Genomic DNA, 17393 nt, shown 5'->3' on the forward strand with positions numbered 1-17393 from the left:
CGATCTGACCGCTGGAAAATTCCGCGAGTTCAAGAAACGCAGCGATCAGGGGCAAGTCGTCGCCGTATCGATCTGCACGGACGCGCAATGACCCGACGGGACACCGCCATCTCGGGGAGAGCCGTCGCTTCGGGCCCCCCACCGTCCCTCGAGCCCCTCGACCGTCCCGGAGACGACGAGGAACCAGAGGTTGCCCGCCGCGACATCGTTCCAGGTCCTTTCGCCCGATGGCCCCAGGTCGCAGAGCGAACCGTCTACCGTCGGAACGCCTACAGAACTCAGGTCCCCGTACAGCAGATGAAACCTGGCCGCTCCGCAAGTCGATGAATCGTAGGTGACGTCAATGGAGCTTCCCGACACGTCCGCGCGGTCGGCCAGGAGCGGTGTTCCGACGGTACCGTCCGGCACCGGTGGGGCGGTCGGATCACCGACGGCCCCAGTGATAACCAACGCATATCCCTGCGTCATCGAGTCGAGATCGCCCGGCACGCTGGCCCCGACGACGGTCACCGTGTAGTTCCCGGCGGCGGGGGATGGCAGCCACAGGCCCTCGACGTTGTTGACGGCGTCGCTCCCCGCAGCGTAGGCAAGCGATCGAACGTCCCCCACGGTATGGATGTCATCGACCGTCCATCGATTGCCTCGATAGAGCGTTCCGTGAGGTCCCGTAACGACCAGGTCCAGGTTATTGATCAGCGCCGCGCCGGCAGCCGGGACTCCGGGTGGGTCAGTCCAAACCAACGTCATCTTGAGCGGCTGACCCGAGGAGATCACGCGATGGGTCGAGCGATGAAACGTACCGGTCGTCAGTCCTTGGCTGTTGGGAATGTCGATCAACCGCAGTCGCCGCGAATCGCCGGCAAAGAACAGGGCATCGTCAAGAACAGGACGACCCCAACCCTGAATGATCGATGGAGCGTCAGGCAGTGCGCCGTGATCGGCAGGCGTACCTCTCCGCTCCATCTTCCTGCCGGTGAGGTTCCGTGCGCTGTTGATCAGGATCGCCTTCATCAGCGCCGCGCTCGGATTGTATGAGTCCGCAGGCGTCGCGACTCCGGTCGGATAGAAGCCATCGACGAAGTACTGCCGGGTCAGGGCGCCGAGCCCCGAAACGATGGGCGTCGACATGCTCGTTCCGAGGAGTAGCTCGACGCCGCAGGTTGCGGCCGTGTCGATCACGTAGCATCCACCAAACCCCGTCACGCACACTTCGGCAGGATCGCCGACGCACATCGGATCGTTTTCATCGGAGATGTACTGATTGGGAAAACGATTGGAATAGACGAAATAACCGGGGGCCACGACGTCGGGCCGCATTCGGCCGTCGGAGGCGGGCCCGACGCTACTCAAGCGTGTCATGTTCTCGGGATCCAATCCCCCGAACACATCCATGAAGTCGGTGTTCCAGTTCTCCGTCGCACCGACGACCACGCAGTTCTTGCATTGCGCCGGCCCGTTGATTCCTGTGGTTCCGTCGTTCCCCGACGAAAAGACAACGAGGAAGTCCTCGTTGTTACGCACGGACCGGTCGATTCTCTCCTCCGTGAAACTGTACGTTGGGCTGCTGGTACCCCAGGAGTTATTGGAGATTCGTGCGCCGGCGTCGTACTGCTGCTGCAGGAGATCCTCGACCGATACGATGCCGATCGAGACGCCGCAGTTCGAGTCGACGGCGACGCTGATGTCCTCAAGGATCAGTCGTGCGGCCGGCGCGATGCCGTCACCGTGGTCGTGACCTGCCGAACCGGGGCCGACCAGGTTTGTGAGGTCGTCACCGGCAAGCGTCGCCGCGACATGCGAGCCATGCCGGAACGCATCATCCGACGTGTAGGCGGTGGGAGTGATGCCATTGAGGGCGACGATCTTGCGATGAAGCGGGTCCGTCGCCAATGCCCCGGGAGGGAAGACGGTCTGGGGCGACACGCCGTGACTGATGTCGTTGAAGAAGCAGGTCCCGGTCTCGAACCCCGTATCCGCCACTGCAACGATCTGGCCCTCACCGTGGAGCCCCTTGTTCCAGATGGTCGCGCTTTGCGCGTACGGTCGTGGCGACGCTTCGATCGCTTCCAGCGGGCCGTTGACTCGATCATAGGACTGCACGATCCACGCCGACTGATCGTTGTGAAGCTTCGCGTCGTAGACGAGTTCGACGAACTGGACGTCGGGATCGCGAGCCAGGGCGGCGATAAGCCGATTCAGACGATCGGTCGGAATGCGGAGTCGAATACGGTATGGGGCAGCGGACTCGACATGGGTCACGAGTGCACGATCGAATGCAGTCGCGATGGCATCCAGGATGGCTTTCGGCGTCGCGTCGGCAAACAAAGAAACATCCAGCTGGATGGCCGACTCTGCAGAACCCAGACGAAGGAGTTCCTCGAGGTCGTCGCCGAACTTGAGTTCGGCCGAGAAGTCGGCGACGAATCGCACACCGGGTCGTGTGTGCAATGCATTGTGATCCATGCCGTTCGGAAGACGAACGATCGCCGCATTGTTGGGAATCGCGCCGAGAAAACGGACGCCGGCGCGTTCGAGTTCCTGTCGGCGTTCCGGCGTCCATGGCGAGTCGTACTGAATCCATAGCGGCGCCCGCGACCCACTCAGGGCCCGAAGGGGAGGGCCATCGGGGATCCGTTGTGTCAGATCCGGTAGACCGTCCCTGACGGGGTCGAATGCGGCAACCCTGAATCGCACTCGCCCTTCGTCCACGGCATTGTCGTGAGCGACCCGAACCATTGAGTGACGTTTGGCTATCTCGGCGGCGTCATCGGCAAAGCTACCTGCGGCGAAAGCAAGTAACAGCGCGAGCATGATGGTCGACCGGAGTCGACCCCTGGCAACCGTCGTCATACCGGTATCGTACCGTCACCGAACGATTTTCACTTCGGATACGCAGAAATCTGAGAAAATCGAGGCCTGATGCATCGTGTCGTAATCATTGGGGGTGGATTTGCCGGGCTCAATGCCGCCCTCGGCCTGCGTCGTGCACCGGTCGAGGTCACGGTTCTGGACCGTCGCAACGTGCATGTCTTTCAGCCATTGCTGTATCAGGTGGCGACCGGTGGCCTCTCGCCGGGTGACATCACCTCGCCCATCCGGCATGTGCTGAAGGACCAGGCGAACGCGCACGTGTTGTTGGGGGACGCAACGGGAATCGATCTCGATGCGCGTCACGTGCAAACCGATGGCGACGCGATCCCGTACGACACGTTGATCGTCGCGACCGGCGCCGGGCATCACTACTTCGGTCAGCCTCAGTGGGAGCGGTCGGCACCGGGACTCAAGACGGTTGAGGACGCCATCGAGATGCGACAACGGATGTTCGCCGCGTTCGAGGAGGCCGAGCGTCTCGCCCGGCGTGGGCAGTCGATTGCGTCACTCCTGACCTTTGTCATCGTCGGCGCGGGACCGACCGGAGTCGAATTGGCAGGCGCGTTGGGGGAACTATCACGCGACACGCTTCGTCGGGATTTCAGATCGATCGATACGTCCGCCGCGAGAATCGTCCTGGTGGAAGGTACGTCGAGGGTCCTGCCGGGCTATCCGGACTCACTCTCCCTACGGGCTCTCAGGTCCCTCGAACGATTGGGCGTCACCGTTCGTCTCGATACGCGAGTCTCGGAGGTGACGGACGAAGCCGTGGCCCTGACTCACGATGGGGTGACGGAGACCCTCGAGACTCGCTGCGTGTTATGGGCGGCCGGGGTCCGTGCCTCGCACCTCGGAAAAGATCTGGCGGGTGAAAAAGATGAAGGAACCGATTCGGCGGGACGCGTGAAAGTCCTACCGGATCTGACCGTACCGGGGCATCCGGAGATCTTCGTCATCGGAGACCTGGCCCATGTCGAAGGAAAGCAAGACACGCCGGTACCCGGTGTCGCCCCCGCCGCCATCCAGCAGGGCAAGTACGTCGCGAAGATCCTGCGGCGTCGGCTGGCAGGCAAATCGACGGCACCGTTTGTCTACAAGGACAAGGGGAGTCTGGCGACCATCGGTCGTAAGTCCGCCGTGGCAGACTTCGGGCGCCTCCGATTCTCAGGGCTGGTCGCGTGGATGTTGTGGCTCGGTGTGCATTTGATGTTCCTGGTGGGATTCGAGAACAGGATCCTGGTGTTCACGAAATGGGGGTTCTGCTACGTTACGCGGAACCGTGGCGCCCGATTAATCCTCGGGCATTCGATCGATGAGCGTTCGCGGCACTGAAAGCATGACGTGAGGTGTCGTCATCGCCAGCACCAATGAATTCGGCCAGCCGGTGGGAGATCCCATCGGGGGTTGGGAGCCCGCGCGAAGACCCTCGGGACAAAGACTCGAAGGTCTGTCGGTAGAACTCGTCCCATTCGAACCGGCGTCTCATCCCGCACCGCTCTACGACGCGATCGTCAAGGATGGCGAAGCTTCCACGTGGACCTACATGTCGTACGGTCCCTTCAAGGACGAGCAGGCGTTCTCGGCACATGATCTTCAAGGGACGAAATCGAGACACCGCCTGGTACGCCATGACCGATCAGGACTGGCCCGATCGCAAAGCGATGTTCCTTCGCTGGCTTGACGACGAGAACTTCGACTCCAGGGGTCAACAGCGGCGTCCACTTTCTGCATTCATTTAGGATCGATGTGGAACCATCTCCGCCGGACGGACGTAGGATGGGCAGGGGGCGGTACGTTCATGCGCAAGTTCATCTATCTCCTGATCGCGATGGCCGTGATCGCGGCCTTCGTGCTTCTGGCAATTCGCGAGAAACGACTGCCCACGACGCTGGACGGTCTGTATGCCAAGCTTGAAGAAGGTGGCCATCGGATCGGGATCAACAGTCCCTTCAGCGGTGTCGCGCTGGTCGCGAAGGATGACGAGGTCCTGTTCAAGCAGGCGTATGGATACTCGGACGTCGATGGCCGGCAGCCGCTCACCGTGGATTCGCGGTTCATCGTCGGCGCCGGCGCCAAGCCGCTGACCGCCGTCCTCGTCTTGCAGCAGGTCGAGGCGGGCACCCTGGAACTACAGGGCACGGTCTCCGACTATCTCCCCGATTTCGCCCACGAGTCCGGCGACACCATCACGCTTCATCAACTGTTGACGCATACCTCGGGATTGCCGCGTGGCGCCGAGGACTGGGACCAGTTGCACCTCGACCACACGCCGGGAACGACGTTTCAGTTCAGCAATGCCGGATACGATCTTCTGATTACGATCCTTCTCGAGGTGACGGGCTCGGACTACGGGACTCTGCTGGAGGAGGGCATCACTGCACCGCTGGGTATGAACGACACGGCTTTCGCGATGGGTGACGCGCTAACAGAGCTGGCGGTTCCCGGGATGCATTTCAACATGCATCGGTTTCCTGCGTCGGTCTTCGCCACCAACGACGGGTCCTACGAGACCATCAGAATGCCCGTTCACGGTGCCGTGATATCAACGGTGACGGATCTGCATGATTTCGTGATCGGATTGCGGGACGGGAATTTGCTATCGGCGACGCTCACCGCGAAGGTGTTTGAGCCGGCACTTGAGGGGATCACCTACGGCTGGAGACGCAACGAAGCCCGGCTGTTCACCCACCATCCTTCCGCCCCGTTCTTCATGCACGAGGGGATCCTGGCCGGGCATGCCGCGCTGATCACCCTCTACGATGAGGGGACGACGATGATCATCCTCTCGAACGTTCGCCCCCTTCGCGGGACGGAGCTCCTGGAGTTGACCTACCTGGCCGCGCACGGAGTCAACGAACTCGAAACAGAGATTGGCCACCCGAGTTTGAGTCACCCCAGGGCCTTCGAAGAGGATGGCGGTGTCGACGCATTCCTTGCGTACTACCGCGAGATGTCCAAGCGGGCCGGGTATTCGATGAGTCCAGACAATTCGTTTTGCGCCCAAGTCGTCCGACTGTTGGTGCAGAACGACAAGTTCGATGAGGCGACCGAGTTCGTCGACACCATCGTGGCCGAGTGGCCGCCAACGTCGCCGGAGATGTTGAACGATATTGGTTACGCGTTCATGCTTCCCGGTCAAGCTGAAATTGCCAAGGGCTATCTTCAACACAACATCGAGCTATTTCCGGACGTCGCGAACGGATACGACAGTCTGGGCGAGGCGTACCAGCGCACCGGCGACTACACGCGCGCCCGTGAGCAATACGTGAGGGCGCTGGACGTCGCCCGCGCCAACGGCGACGATGGCCTCGGCTTCCACGAATGGCGGCTTCGGAACCTGGATACCCTCGACGCCGACGATCTCGAAGACTAAAAAAAGGGCGCCCTTGCGGGCGCCCTTTGCAAGCTTCAAATGAAGGCTCGGTAGCTTAGTAGCCGCCGAATCCACCACGGCCACGGCCACCGCCGCCACCGCCTCCGCCGCTGTTGCGCTCGCGCGCCTCGTTCACTTTCAGCGCTCGTCCGTCCATCTGGTATCCGTCCAGATCCTTGATGGCTCCGTCGGCATCTTCGCGGCTGCCCATTTCGACGAAACCGAAGCCACGCGGGCGTCCGGTCTCGCGGTCCATCACAAGGTGGACTTCTTCGACCTGTCGCTCGCCCTGCTCGAACAGCGAGCGGACGGCGCCTTCTTCGGCACTGAAGGGCAGGTTACCGACGTACAATCTCGTTCCCATAACTCGAACTCCTCGCCCCCGATTTCGGGGGCACAAACATCAAGTTTCCGCACCATGACCCAACCACGGATCAGGATCTGTGCCGAAGTCTAGACACTTCGCCATCGGCAGCGGCACGGCAAAAACTCGTTTCTGTACGATTGATTGCGACCGGAAACCTGGGGGTACGCTAGAGGGCGGCGACGATCCTGTCAAGGGAGCCCGGGTGGTGCCCGATCGGGACAATGGGGCTGATTTCGTGTACCCTCACCCCATGCCCATATCCCCGTAGGGCATCGCCGAATCAGGCACTGCGGTGCCTCAGGAATGCGGCAGGAGAGTTTCGATGGCCAGAAGATCACGAATGTCCATACTCAAGCGTCAGCGAGAGCTCAAGAAGTCTGAAAAAGCCGCCAGCAAGCGGATGAAGAAGCACGGCACCGTCGAGGAAGGCTTCACAGAGCCACAGCCGACCTTCCGCCTCTCGGACCTGGGTCGTAAGAACGACGAAGACGAAGGCGACGACAAGGACACGTCGGAAGACGACACCGACGAGACCGAGCGGGAAGGCGAAGCGTAGTTGACGTGCGCTTTTCATTTGCTCTGATCGTCGCGATCGCTGCACTTGTTGTCCTCGTTCTGGTGATCTGGGGAATCGCCGCGCTTCTAACGAAGAAGGACTAGTGCTCCCCGTACTGTTCCTGATCCCTGCCGCGGCTTCCACCATCCTAGGTCTGACGTTTCTTGCCGGTGTGGGTGGTCGGCCGGTCATCAAGATTCTCGGCATCTCCGTGTTCTTCGCAGCGGTCTACCTGCAGTTCTTCTCGATCTACCCGCTGACCGGTTTGATCCTGCAGACGGTGCTCGCGATGTGCCTGGCACTCTGGAGAAAAATGGACTCCACGAGGTGAAAGCGTGAATCTCTCTGAGAAGCTTCAACAGATTTCCGAGTTCTGGAGCCCGCGAGTCCTCGGCGAACTGAACGGTCAACACGTCAAGATCGCCAAACTGAAAGGCGAGTTCGTCTGGCACCACCATGAGAACGAGGACGAGTTCTTCCTGGTACTCCACGGGCACCTGGTAATCCATCTCAGAGATCGAGTGGTTGAGTTGGCGGAAGGGGAGTGCTTCATCGTGCCACGCGGTGTCGAGCACAAGCCCGTTGCCGAAACCGAAGCCCACGTCTTGCTCTTTGAGCCGGCTTCGACCCTCAACACGGGTAACGTTCGCAACGAACGAACCGTCGAGCATCCCGAACAAATCTAGCCCCATGGCCGGTGTATGCTTGGCCCATGGACCAGCCGGATAACCCGGATCGACGCTCCGATCTCCACAAGATCGCCGACCACGCCGCCGACTACCTCGAGTCGTTGCCGGGTCGGCATGTCGGTGGGACGACGACGGCCCCAGACATGGAACGTCCGTTCCCCGAGACCGGAACACCTGCAGACGTCGTGATCGACGAACTTGTTAGAGACATCGATGACGGTCTCGTGGCCAGCGCCGGCCCACGTCACTTTGGGTTTGTCATCGGAGGCGCCACCCACGGCAGCCTGATGGCGGACTGGCTGACTTCGGCGTGGGACCAGAACGCCCAGGTCTATCTGACATCGCCGGCGGCAGCAGCGGCCGAGACCATCGCGGCCCGTTGGTTGCTCGAGCTTCTCGGTCTGCCCACCGACGCATCGGTGGGATTCGTGACCGGCTGTCAGATGGCCAACTTCACGGCCCTCGGCTGTGGCCGGGATGCCGTGTTGCGGGTATCGGGTTGGGAAGTCGAGCGTCAGGGCTTGTTCGGCGCCCCACAGGTCACGGTGCTGATGAGCGAGTGTGGGCATGCGACGGTCCGCTCCTCGTTGAGCATGTTGGGGTTCGGCGAGGGACAGATTTGCGAGATCGCCTCCGATCAAGAGGGCCGTATCGACCTGGAGGTCCTTCGAACCGAAATCGAGAGCCGATCCGGGACGCCGCTGATCGTTTCGCTGCAAGCGGGCAACGTCAATACGGGGGCGTTCGAGTCGGTGGGTGACGTTGCCGACATACTGAAAGAACAGAACGCCTGGATCCATCTCGATGGTGCCTTCGGACTCTGGGCCGCCGCGTCGCCGAAGTTGGCGACACGCCTCGACGGAGTGGATCGTGCGGACTCCTGGGCCACCGACGCACACAAGTGGCTGAACGTCCCGTACGACTCGGGCATCGTGGTCATCAAGGACCCGGCCCAACATCGTCGTTTCAAGTCGGCACGTTGCGCTTACACCGGAGAAGAGTCCGATCAGCGTCGAGACGGTTCCAGCTGGGTGCCGGAGAACTCCCGTCGTGCGCGCGGCCTGGTGTTGTACGCCGCGATCCGTGAGTTGGGGCGGTCTGGCATCCGTGAGATCGTCGAACGTTGTTGTGGTCTAGCACAGAGGGTCGCCAGCGAAGTAGAGAAACTGCCGTCGGGACAGGTTGTGAACGACGTCGTCTTGAATCAGGTGCTCGTCCGATTCAGCCCACCTGACGTCGACGACCTCGACGCGTTTCACGCCGAGGTCGCCGAACGCATTCAGAGTGACGGGAAATGCTGGGTCGGGACGACGGAGTGGAAGGGCCAGACCGTGCTGCGGGTTTCCGTTTGCAACTGGCAGACGACCGAGGAAGACATCGACGTCTTGATCGGAGTCATGAAGGACCAGCTCTAGTCGCGCTGTTCCGAGGCCTTCGCAACCAATCGACGAAACTCGCTGCGGTGCTCGCCATGATCTCGGCCCCGTCCCTCGATGGCCAGTCGATCGACATCGCGGAACGTTCCGTCACCGCTGAACTCCGATCCCCGCAACAGCATGCCAAACAACGCGACGCCGCTGGCAAACTTGAAGTCGGCGGTTGCTGCGGCCATGTCGCGACCGTTGTCCAGGACCGGTACCTCGATCAAGCGGCTCTTGTGTCCCTCGGGACGCTTGTAGCGCAGCTTTAGATGGAACAGTTCCTGGCCTCGGGAGTCATCGGGGCGGAGTCGCTTGTTGGCATCCTCCACGTAGCGCAACGGATCGACGGTGGGCTCGCCGGGGACACGTAGGCCTGCGGGAACGATCTCGTACAACGCCGTCACCGTGTGCCCGGCCCCGATCTCGCCGGCATCCTTGGTGTCGTCGTTGAAGTCACGAGCCGCCAGCGCGCGATTCTCGTAGCCGATCAGTCGGTAGCCTGCGACCTGGGTCGGGTTGAACTCGACCTGGATCTTCACATCCTTGGCGATGGTGACCAGCGTTCCACCGATCTCCTCCACCAGGACCTTGCGGGCCTCCGCCATCGAGTCGATGTACGCGTAGTGACCGTTACCACGATTGGCCAACTCCTCGAGTCGATCGTCGTGAAGATTGCCGCCGCCAAACCCGAGGGCCGTCATGAAGATGCCGCGGTCGGCGTCGGACTTGACGATGTCGATCAGTTCGCTGTGACCGGTCACGCCGACGTTGAAGTCGCCGTCGGTGGCCAGGATCACGCGGTTGACGCCACCCGGGATGAAGTTCTCGCGGGCCAGTCGGTAGGCCAGTCTCAGGCCTTCACCGCCGTTGGTGCTGCCGCCGGCATTCAGCCGTCCGAGCGCGTCGCGAATCCTCGTGTTGTCGCTTCCCGGTGTCGGCGGCAAGACCAATCCGCTGCTCCCGGCGTAGACGACGATCGCGACGGAATCGCGCGCGTTCAACTGATCCACCAATAGGCCCAGGCCATCCTTCAACAACGGCAGCTTGTCGCGGGAGTTCATCGAGCCGGAGACATCGATGAGGAAAACGAGGTTAGAACCTGCATTGTCACCACGATCGACCGAGCGACCACGGAGGCCGATCCTCGCCAGGCGATGATCGGAATTCCACGGGCAACTGGCCACCTCGACGGTCGTCGAGAACGGGGCGTTACCGGTCGGCTCGGGATAGTCGTAATCGAAGTAGTTGATGAACTCCTCGATGCGTACGGCGTCGGCGGGAGGGCGTCGCCCCTGGTTGAGGAAGCGACGCACGTTGGAGTAGGAGGCCGTATCGACGTCGATGGAGAAGGTCGAGAGCGGCGTGTCGGCCGGGGACTGAAAACGGTTTTCCTCGAACCTGTTGTAGGACTCGGCGTTGATGTTGGGATTCCCGTCGCCATCGGCGTCGATCACGATTCCGGGATTCAACGTGATGGTCCTCTGGTAGACGCGATCTTGTACCGGTAGATCGGCGGTGTAATTGGCGGAGAACTTCGAGGACGCGACCAGGTGAGAAGAGGACTCGACATAACCGAGAGATTCCAGCTCCTGGTTCATCGCCGCTAACTCGTCGCCGACGTTCGAAGAGGACGAACTCGGTTCGCGGCGCTTCAGCTTCCGCTCGACCGTCTCTTGAACCGGTCGGGGCACGGGGGCCGCCTTCTCGAGTTGCCGCGCGATGAACTCGAGGTGTGCCGGGTTCGGTGTTGCGGGTTGCGGGGAACGGTTGTCGTCCGCCGTCAGCTCTGAGCGAATCTCATTCTTGAATTCGTCCGGTCCGGTGATCGGGACAGGTTCGCCACCCGTCACCGTTTCCGTTGGAGCGATCTGCTTCTCGACCGGAACCGGGCTCCCGATCGGATTACCGACGACGAGCTGATCGGTCGGGTGGAACACCCCCAGCCACAACGCCGCCGTGGCGATGGTCATCGTCCCGATGAGCCCGAGAGCTGCCGGCCGCGGAACGACGCGGAGCCACCAGGGTGTCGCCGCAGGCGGGGCCGCCCGACGCACCGTATCGAAGTCGGGGGCTTGAGCCTCGTCGTCCTGTCGGGCGGCCCGGAAAAGTTGTTTCAACGGCCGATCGTCGTTGTGTTTGTTCTGTTCGCTCATGATGGTTCCACTCCCGCCCCCGAGAGCCAGGTTTTTAGTCGAGTCTTGCCGCGTGCGTAATGGGTCCGCGCACTGCCGACGGTGATGCCAAGAACGTTCGCCGCTTCCTCGACGGTCAGTTCTTGATAGAAGACGAGATGCAGAAGCTCTCGCTGTCGTGACGAGAGTCGGGCAAGTCCGTCATGCAGCAGCGCATTGCGTTGCGCGTCCGTAGTGGATGTCTCGGGCGTAGCTGCGACCGGCGGTTGCGGGGTGCCACCGAACCAACGCAGCAACGCCGCACCACGGACCGCATGACGACGTCGTCGTTCCGCAGCGACCTTGCGGACCACACCGAAGAACCACGTTCGAAGCGTCGCGTCGCCCAGGAATCGGGCGCGACCCTCGATGACACGAAGGTAGGCTGTCTGTAAGACATCCTGCGCGGCGTCTCGATCCCGCCCGCAGCAGGCCAGTGCCCAGCCGAAGCTGGCGTCGTGGAACGATTCCAGCTCGCGCTCCAGGAGAGCGCTCTCGGCCCTGCCTTCGTGGGTATGCATCAATGTGGACTCTTCTAACATGCTCATCACCCCCTTAGTGGCCCGAAAGGGGCTTCCATAGGACACGACGAACAAAAAAAGAGGGGCGGTTTCCCGCCCCCCTTCATCTTCATCACCCGCTATCATACGCGAATTCGCCTGTTTCCAGAGGCTCCTGCGATTGCAGTATTCTAGGTTGTCCGCGTGTTTCGGCAGGGAAAGTGGATGCGTCGAACGATCAGCCAGTCGCTCATCGTGATCGTGTGGGCCACGGTGGCGGCTTGCGTCGCCCCGACCGCCGAGCCCCAGGTCGTGCCGCCGCGGTCCGCGGACCTGTGGCTGACGACCGCAAGCGACGGAGTCGGGATCCGGTGCAGGCGGGCGGGGACCCTGTTCGAGTGCAATGTCACCACCCGGGACGGTGCGGGATCGTATTCCGGGTACTTCGCGTTCACCGGGGGGAACGAGCCGGTGGCCTTCGATCCGTCGGATCCGGGACAGTACGGCGCCTGGGACGGTCATTCGATCTACCTGACCAATGGCCGTGTAATGGAATCGATGCAGGTGGTGCCATGAGCCGCCCACCCGAACTGGAACCCTGACGACCGAAGCGGAGGAACGAGAGATGGCTTTCATCGACTACATTCCGGAGACGTCGATCCCCGAGGCCGATCGCGTTGACGACCAGGACAACATACTCCAGGTCCACGGGATCCACTCACGGATCATGCGGCAACACTACGACCTCTATCGCGAGTTGATGTATGCCCGTGGGCCGCTCAGTCGCACCCAACGGGAACTTATCGGAGTGACGGTCTCGGCCATCAACGAGTGCCATTACTGAGTGCACCATCACGGAGCGGGACTCCGTCGATTGTTGGTCGCCAAGGGTCACGATGAGAACGCACAGGACTCGCTGATCGAAGCGTTGACGACCGATCACACCACCGCCTCTCTCGACCCCGCAGATCTCGCGATGCTGGACTACGCGGCCAAGCTAACCCGCACTCCGGCCGAAGTGATCGACGCCGATGTGAAGCGTCTACGACGGGTCGGGTTTGACGATCGCGCGATCCACGATATCTGCGCGATCACCGCCTACTACGCGTTCGTCAACCGGATCGCCGACGGTCTCGGGGTGGAGTTGGAAAGCGAAGGGAAGAGCTAGAAGTCCTCATGTTCCCGCGAGCGATCGTACTGTATATTTATCGCGCCGTAGACCTGGGTTCTGGCCGGAGTGTGGGTAGCGCATGAGCGAAGGGTCGGAAACAAAGGCCGAATGGTTCGCCCGAGCTGTGGCGCTGGCGCTCGGATTCCTGCTGGCGCTGGCCTACGTCAACCACCTACAGAAGCAGCGTCTCGAGGCGGCCCAGTTCGCGCTTGGCGAGGACACGCTTCCACGCCGGGCGCAGTTTGAGGGGCAGCTAAGCGGTGCCCACACGATCCCGAACTATGCGTCCACGCTCCTGGCGGCGTCGGATACGCAGTCCTGGTGGGACGGGCCGGAGGGGCTCTGGCTCGGCAATTCCCAGATGCACGCGATCAACGCCGGTGTCGAGGGCTCGCGAACGGCTGCCGAGTATGCCTCGGAGCAACTGAACTTGCCGTTGTGGAGTCTGTCGCTACCGAACGCAAGTCTGCAAGAGCATCGCTTCGTCTTCGAATGGGCTCTGGCCCGTCGTCGACCGGATGTGTTGATCCTGTCTCTCGTGTATGACGATCTTCGCGAAGACGGCCTTCGCCCCGAGCTCGACGAACTGGCCAATTCGACGTTACTCGCGACGCTGCAGACCCAGGGCGTCCAGGCCGAGCGACTCGCGACTCTCATGGCGGATCGTTTGCCGGATGACGCCGACGCACAGGGGAGCGGTGGCTACGGGGACAGCGCAGTCCGAGAGTCCTGGCAGGATCGGGTCGATACCTATCTAGAGGGTCGTCTCTCCGCTAATTGGTCGTTGTGGCGCGAGCGTTCCGGGGCCCGGGCCCGATTCCAGACCGACATCTATCGTCTTCGCAATACGGCGTTCGGAATCAAGGCGACGTCTAAGCGAAAGATGATCCCCATTCGCTATCAGCGAAACATGGCCACGCTCTGGGAGCTTCTGGATCGTGCGAAGGTCGAGGGCATCCCGGTCGTGGTCTATATCGTCCCGTTGCGCTGGAACCCCGATCCACCCTACGAGATCGCCGCCTACGAGCGCTGGAAGACAACGATCGCCGATGCGATGGCGGATCGGCCAGGCGTCGTGTTTGAGGATCTCGATCGGCTGGTGCCCGATGAACTGTGGGGCGAGTACAGCAAGAGCGGTCAGATCGACTTCATGCACTTCCGCGAAGACGGGCACGTGATCCTGGGACGACGGATCGCCGAACTCATCCAGCGGCATCTCGAGTAACGCGGTGCTGTTCAATTCCCTCACCTATATCGCGATGATGCTGCTGGCGCTGCCGCTGGTGGCGATGAGTCCGGCGTGGCTGCGTCGCGGGATCTTCCTGGTCGGCAGCCTGACGTTCTATTCGTTCTGGCGCATCGATTTCACGTTGCTTGTGGTGTTCAGCGCCGTCGTGGATTTCTTCGCGGCCCACGGGATCCATGCGTCCACCAACGAGCGCGTTCGCAAGACGTTCCTCGTCATCAGTCTGACGCTGAATCTCGGGCTGCTGGTCTTCTTCAAGTACACCTATTTCATTGTCGGTAGCACTCAGAGTGTGGGCGAGCTGCTGGGGATGTCGTTCGCAATCTCCCTGCCCAACATCATCCTGCCCCTCGGGATCAGCTTCTACACGTTTCAGACCATCAGCTATTCGATCGATGTCTTTCGGCGGATACAGACGCCGGTCAATAACTTCCCGCTGTTCCTGACCTACGTGATGTTCTGGCCACAGCTGGTCGCCGGCCCGGTCTTGCGGGCCCACGAGGTCTTGCCCCAGTTGCAGAATCATCGTCGCGCCAACGCGGGCGAGGTCGTTCGTGGCCTCGAGGAGATCCTGCAGGGACTGTTCAAGAAAGTCGTTCTGGCTGACACGATCTCGAGCGTCGTCGACTATGGATACGGGCTTCCGGTGGCACAGATGGGAACGATCGATTCCTGGACGTTGGCCTTCGCGTTCGGACTGCAGATCTACTTCGACTTCTCCGGTTACTCGCAGATCGCGGTGGGGTCTGCTCGGGTGCTGGGATTCAACTTCCCACAGAACTTCAACTGGCCCTATCTGGCGGTGTCTCCACGGGATTTCTGGAAACGCTGGCACATCTCGCTGAGTGCGTGGATTCGGGACTATCTCTACCTGCCGTTGCAGGGCGCGCGATTCCGAGGTGCCTCGACCGGAGGCATCGAGGCCCGCGAGGCGACGGAGAAGATCTCGTTCGTGCGCTCCAACGTCGCGTTGTTGTTGACCTGGTTCATCATGGGTCTGTGGCACGGGGCGGCATGGCGCTTCGCGGTGTGGGGTCTGTGGCACGCCTCGATGATCATCGTCTATCGACTTCTCATGCGTCGCCCACCGAAGCTTCCGAAGGCGATCGTCGTGTTGGGTGGGTGGTCGTTGACGACCGCCTTCGCGATGCTCGGTTGGATCTTCTTCCGTGCACCGACGCTGGATCAAGCGTTCCAGATGGTGTTGCGGGCGTTCGATCCCACGGCGTTGACCACTATGGCGATGCGCGAGAACAACTATCTGATGACGTTCCTGTACTTCGCCGGGCTTCTTGTCGTCGCGGGGCTCCTCCGACTACGAACCTTCGCCGTTCCGACGCCGATTCGATTCGTCGTGGCGACCGGTGGGAACGCGATCATGATCGCGATGGTGATTCTGTTCTTACGGGACGTCCAACAGTTCATCTACTTCCAGTTCTAACAGGGGGCCGGCAACATGAAACGACTTGTGCTTCTCACTGCCGTCATCGTAGGGATGTCACTCTCCTGCGCCCCGGTGCGCGAGGAAGAGTCTGCCGACTACGCGGAGTTCGATATCGCCCAACTCCAGGCAGAGATGGAGAGTGGGGCATTGACCGCCGTTCAGCTGGTCGATTACTACCTGCAACGCATCGAGTCCATCGACCACAGCGGCCCGGAGCTTCGCTCGATCATCGAGATCAACCCCGATGCCCGGTCCATCGCCGAGGCACTGGACCAGGAACGAGACGAGAACGGGCCACGAGGTCCGCTACACGGGATTCCGGTCGTCCTCAAGGCCAACATCGGAACGGGCGATGCGATGGCGACGTCGGCCGGCTCGTTGGCCCTGGCGGACCATCACGTCGCAAGCGACGCGTTTCATGTCGCCCGCCTGCGTGAGGCCGGGGCCGTCGTCCTGGCAAAGACCAATCTCAGCGAGTGGGCCAACTTCCGCTCGACACGCTCGTCGAGTGGCTGGAGCAGCATCGGCGGCCAGACGCGCAATGCGTATGACCCCGGCCGAAACCCGTGTGGCTCGTCCGCCGGTTCGGGTGTTGCCGTCTCCGCCAACCTGGCCGTGCTTGCGGTCGGAACCGAGACCGACGGCTCGGTCATGTGCCCGTCGGGGATCAACGGCATCGTCGGCATCAAGCCGACCCTGGGCCTCGTCAGCCGGGGTGGGATCATCCCGTTGGCTCACAGTCAGGATACGGCCGGGCCGATGGCACGGACCGTCCGCGACGCGGCGACGATGTTGACCGTCATGAGTGCCGTCGATCGCGCCGATCCGGCGGCGGAAGATCGCTCGGACACCCTCGTGGACTACGCCGCAAACCTGAGCGATGACGCGTTGCAGGGGAAGCGGATCGGTGTCCTTCGCTCCTACTTCGGCGCGGGCAGTAATCCGTATCTCGATCAACTGTTCGAGGACGCGATTCAGACCCTGAGAGATCGAGGCGCCGTGATCGTGGACTCGATCGAGATTGAGACCGACGGCATGGGCGACGCCGAATACGAGGTCCTGCTCTACGAATTCAAGGCCGACCTCAACGCCTATCTCGCCGCGACGGATGCGCCGTTCAAGACGATGACGGAGATCATGGCGTTCAACACGGAACATGCCGACCGAGTCATGCCGTTCTTTGGCCAGGAGATCATGGAGCTTGCGGTAGAAAAGGGGCCGTTGACGGATCAGGCCTATCTCGACGCACTGGCGACCAGTAAACGAATCTCCCGCAGCGGTATCGACGACGCTCTGGCGAAGCACGACCTGGTCGCGTTGGTGGCACCGACCAATGGCCCGACTTGGCCGACGGATCACGTCAATGGTGACCACTACAGCGTCAGCAGCTCGTCCTACGCGGCCGTCAGCGGCTACGCCAACATCACCGTCCCCGCCGGCTTCGTCTTCGACTTGCCGGTGGGAATCTCGTTCATCGGGACGGCCTACTCCGAGGAGACGCTGATTCAGTTAGCCTACGCCTACGAGCAGGCGACCCTCCACCGCAGGCCGCCGGGGCTGTAGCCCCGGTCGAGAGCGATATTC

17 protein-coding genes are annotated in these 17393 nt (G+C 61.7%); 13 read left to right on the plus strand and 4 right to left on the minus strand.

Annotated features, from left to right (window positions below; translation table 11 throughout):
- Nucleotides 1–45 precede the first annotated feature (45 nt).
- A complete protein-coding gene (locus OES25_11280; protein ID MDH3628220.1) occupies nucleotides 46–2850 on the minus strand; it encodes a S8 family serine peptidase in 2805 nt (934 codons plus the stop codon).
- A gap of 69 nt (nucleotides 2851–2919) precedes the next feature.
- On the opposite strand from OES25_11280, the gene OES25_11285 reads away from it, so the two are divergent.
- From OES25_11285 to OES25_11295, 3 genes are all read left to right on the plus strand, one after another.
- Nucleotides 2920–4203 carry an NAD(P)/FAD-dependent oxidoreductase gene (locus OES25_11285; protein ID MDH3628221.1) on the plus strand — a complete coding sequence of 428 codons (1284 nt, stop codon included), beginning with the start codon at nucleotides 2920–2922 and terminating at the stop codon, nucleotides 4201–4203.
- A gap of 254 nt (nucleotides 4204–4457) precedes the next feature.
- Entirely contained in the window at nucleotides 4458–4610 is a 153-nt protein-coding gene (locus OES25_11290; protein ID MDH3628222.1) for a hypothetical protein, read from the plus strand.
- A 59-nt stretch (nucleotides 4611–4669) separates the two neighbouring features.
- Nucleotides 4670–6244, plus strand: coding sequence for a beta-lactamase family protein (locus OES25_11295; protein MDH3628223.1), 1575 nt, complete (start codon nucleotides 4670–4672; stop codon nucleotides 6242–6244).
- A gap of 55 nt (nucleotides 6245–6299) precedes the next feature.
- On the opposite strand, the gene OES25_11300 is transcribed toward OES25_11295, so the two are convergent.
- Nucleotides 6300–6608: an RNA-binding protein gene (locus OES25_11300; GenBank protein ID MDH3628224.1), complete on the minus strand. Its 309-nt coding sequence runs from the start codon at nucleotides 6606–6608 to the stop codon at nucleotides 6300–6302.
- Nucleotides 6609–6933: 325 nt separating this feature from the next.
- Between OES25_11300 and OES25_11305 the strand changes: the two genes are divergently transcribed.
- The 4 genes from OES25_11305 (at nucleotide 6934) to OES25_11320 (ending at nucleotide 9271) form a co-directional block, all read left to right on the plus strand.
- Complete coding sequence (locus OES25_11305; protein ID MDH3628225.1) at nucleotides 6934–7167, plus strand: hypothetical protein; 234 nt, start codon at nucleotides 6934–6936, stop codon at nucleotides 7165–7167.
- A gap of 103 nt (nucleotides 7168–7270) precedes the next feature.
- Nucleotides 7271–7498, plus strand: a complete 228-nt coding sequence (locus OES25_11310; protein MDH3628226.1) for a hypothetical protein — start codon at nucleotides 7271–7273, stop codon at nucleotides 7496–7498.
- A gap of 4 nt (nucleotides 7499–7502) precedes the next feature.
- Entirely contained in the window at nucleotides 7503–7853 is a 351-nt protein-coding gene (locus tag OES25_11315; GenBank protein MDH3628227.1) for a cupin domain-containing protein, read from the plus strand.
- A 26-nt stretch (nucleotides 7854–7879) separates the two neighbouring features.
- Entirely contained in the window at nucleotides 7880–9271 is a 1392-nt protein-coding gene (locus tag OES25_11320) for an aminotransferase class V-fold PLP-dependent enzyme (protein ID MDH3628228.1), read from the plus strand.
- Here OES25_11320 and OES25_11325 read toward each other — a convergent pair.
- Together OES25_11325 and OES25_11330 are read right to left on the minus strand one after the other, a co-directional pair.
- Nucleotides 9268–11430: a VWA domain-containing protein gene (locus OES25_11325; protein ID MDH3628229.1), complete on the minus strand. Its 2163-nt coding sequence runs from the start codon at nucleotides 11428–11430 to the stop codon at nucleotides 9268–9270. The two genes, OES25_11320 and OES25_11325, sit on opposite strands and share 4 nt — an antisense overlap.
- Nucleotides 11427–11990: an RNA polymerase sigma factor gene (locus OES25_11330; protein ID MDH3628230.1), complete on the minus strand. Its 564-nt coding sequence runs from the start codon at nucleotides 11988–11990 to the stop codon at nucleotides 11427–11429. The genes OES25_11325 and OES25_11330 overlap by 4 nt, the downstream gene beginning before the upstream one ends.
- A gap of 183 nt (nucleotides 11991–12173) precedes the next feature.
- Between OES25_11330 and OES25_11335 the strand changes: the two genes are divergently transcribed.
- From OES25_11335 to OES25_11360, 6 genes are all read left to right on the plus strand, one after another.
- Nucleotides 12174–12524 carry a hypothetical protein gene (locus OES25_11335; protein MDH3628231.1) on the plus strand — a complete coding sequence of 117 codons (351 nt, stop codon included), beginning with the start codon at nucleotides 12174–12176 and terminating at the stop codon, nucleotides 12522–12524.
- 49 nt (nucleotides 12525–12573) lie between these two features.
- Nucleotides 12574–12792, plus strand: a complete 219-nt coding sequence (locus OES25_11340) for a carboxymuconolactone decarboxylase family protein (protein MDH3628232.1) — start codon at nucleotides 12574–12576, stop codon at nucleotides 12790–12792.
- The gene (locus OES25_11345) at nucleotides 12793–13116 is read left to right on the plus strand and encodes a hypothetical protein (protein MDH3628233.1); all 324 of its coding nucleotides are present in this window, start codon (nucleotides 12793–12795) and stop codon (nucleotides 13114–13116) included. It begins immediately after the preceding gene.
- An 82-nt stretch (nucleotides 13117–13198) separates the two neighbouring features.
- Complete coding sequence (locus OES25_11350; protein MDH3628234.1) at nucleotides 13199–14344, plus strand: hypothetical protein; 1146 nt, start codon at nucleotides 13199–13201, stop codon at nucleotides 14342–14344.
- 4 nt (nucleotides 14345–14348) lie between these two features.
- Nucleotides 14349–15806 (plus strand): MBOAT family protein, encoded by a 1458-nt coding sequence (locus OES25_11355; GenBank protein ID MDH3628235.1) that lies wholly within the window; start codon nucleotides 14349–14351, stop codon nucleotides 15804–15806.
- A gap of 15 nt (nucleotides 15807–15821) precedes the next feature.
- Entirely contained in the window at nucleotides 15822–17372 is a 1551-nt protein-coding gene (locus OES25_11360; protein ID MDH3628236.1) for an amidase, read from the plus strand.
- Nucleotides 17373–17393 lie beyond the last annotated feature (21 nt).

The organism is Acidobacteriota bacterium (assembly GCA_029861955.1).
In the GTDB taxonomy this organism is placed as follows: domain Bacteria; phylum Acidobacteriota; class Polarisedimenticolia; order Polarisedimenticolales; family Polarisedimenticolaceae; genus JAOTYK01.

Bases quoted from the DNA above. Each gene is read 5' to 3' on its own strand.
- OES25_11280 (MDH3628220.1), bottom strand. From the start codon at position 2,850: ATGACGACGGTTGCCAGGGGTCGACTCCGGTCGACCATCATGCTCGCG.
- OES25_11285 (MDH3628221.1), top strand. From the start codon at position 2,920: ATGCATCGTGTCGTAATCATTGGGGGTGGATTTGCCGGGCTCAATGCC.
- OES25_11290 (MDH3628222.1), top strand. From the start codon at position 4,458: ATGATCTTCAAGGGACGAAATCGAGACACCGCCTGGTACGCCATGACC.
- OES25_11295 (MDH3628223.1), top strand. From the start codon at position 4,670: ATGCGCAAGTTCATCTATCTCCTGATCGCGATGGCCGTGATCGCGGCC.
- OES25_11300 (MDH3628224.1), bottom strand. From the start codon at position 6,608: ATGGGAACGAGATTGTACGTCGGTAACCTGCCCTTCAGTGCCGAAGAA.
- OES25_11305 (MDH3628225.1), top strand. From the start codon at position 6,934: ATGGCCAGAAGATCACGAATGTCCATACTCAAGCGTCAGCGAGAGCTC.
- OES25_11320 (MDH3628228.1), top strand. From the start codon at position 7,880: ATGGACCAGCCGGATAACCCGGATCGACGCTCCGATCTCCACAAGATC.
- OES25_11325 (MDH3628229.1), bottom strand. From the start codon at position 11,430: ATGAGCGAACAGAACAAACACAACGACGATCGGCCGTTGAAACAACTT.
- OES25_11330 (MDH3628230.1), bottom strand. From the start codon at position 11,990: ATGTTAGAAGAGTCCACATTGATGCATACCCACGAAGGCAGGGCCGAG.
- OES25_11335 (MDH3628231.1), top strand. From the start codon at position 12,174: ATGCGTCGAACGATCAGCCAGTCGCTCATCGTGATCGTGTGGGCCACG.
- OES25_11340 (MDH3628232.1), top strand. From the start codon at position 12,574: ATGGCTTTCATCGACTACATTCCGGAGACGTCGATCCCCGAGGCCGAT.
- OES25_11350 (MDH3628234.1), top strand. From the start codon at position 13,199: ATGAGCGAAGGGTCGGAAACAAAGGCCGAATGGTTCGCCCGAGCTGTG.
- OES25_11360 (MDH3628236.1), top strand. From the start codon at position 15,822: ATGAAACGACTTGTGCTTCTCACTGCCGTCATCGTAGGGATGTCACTC.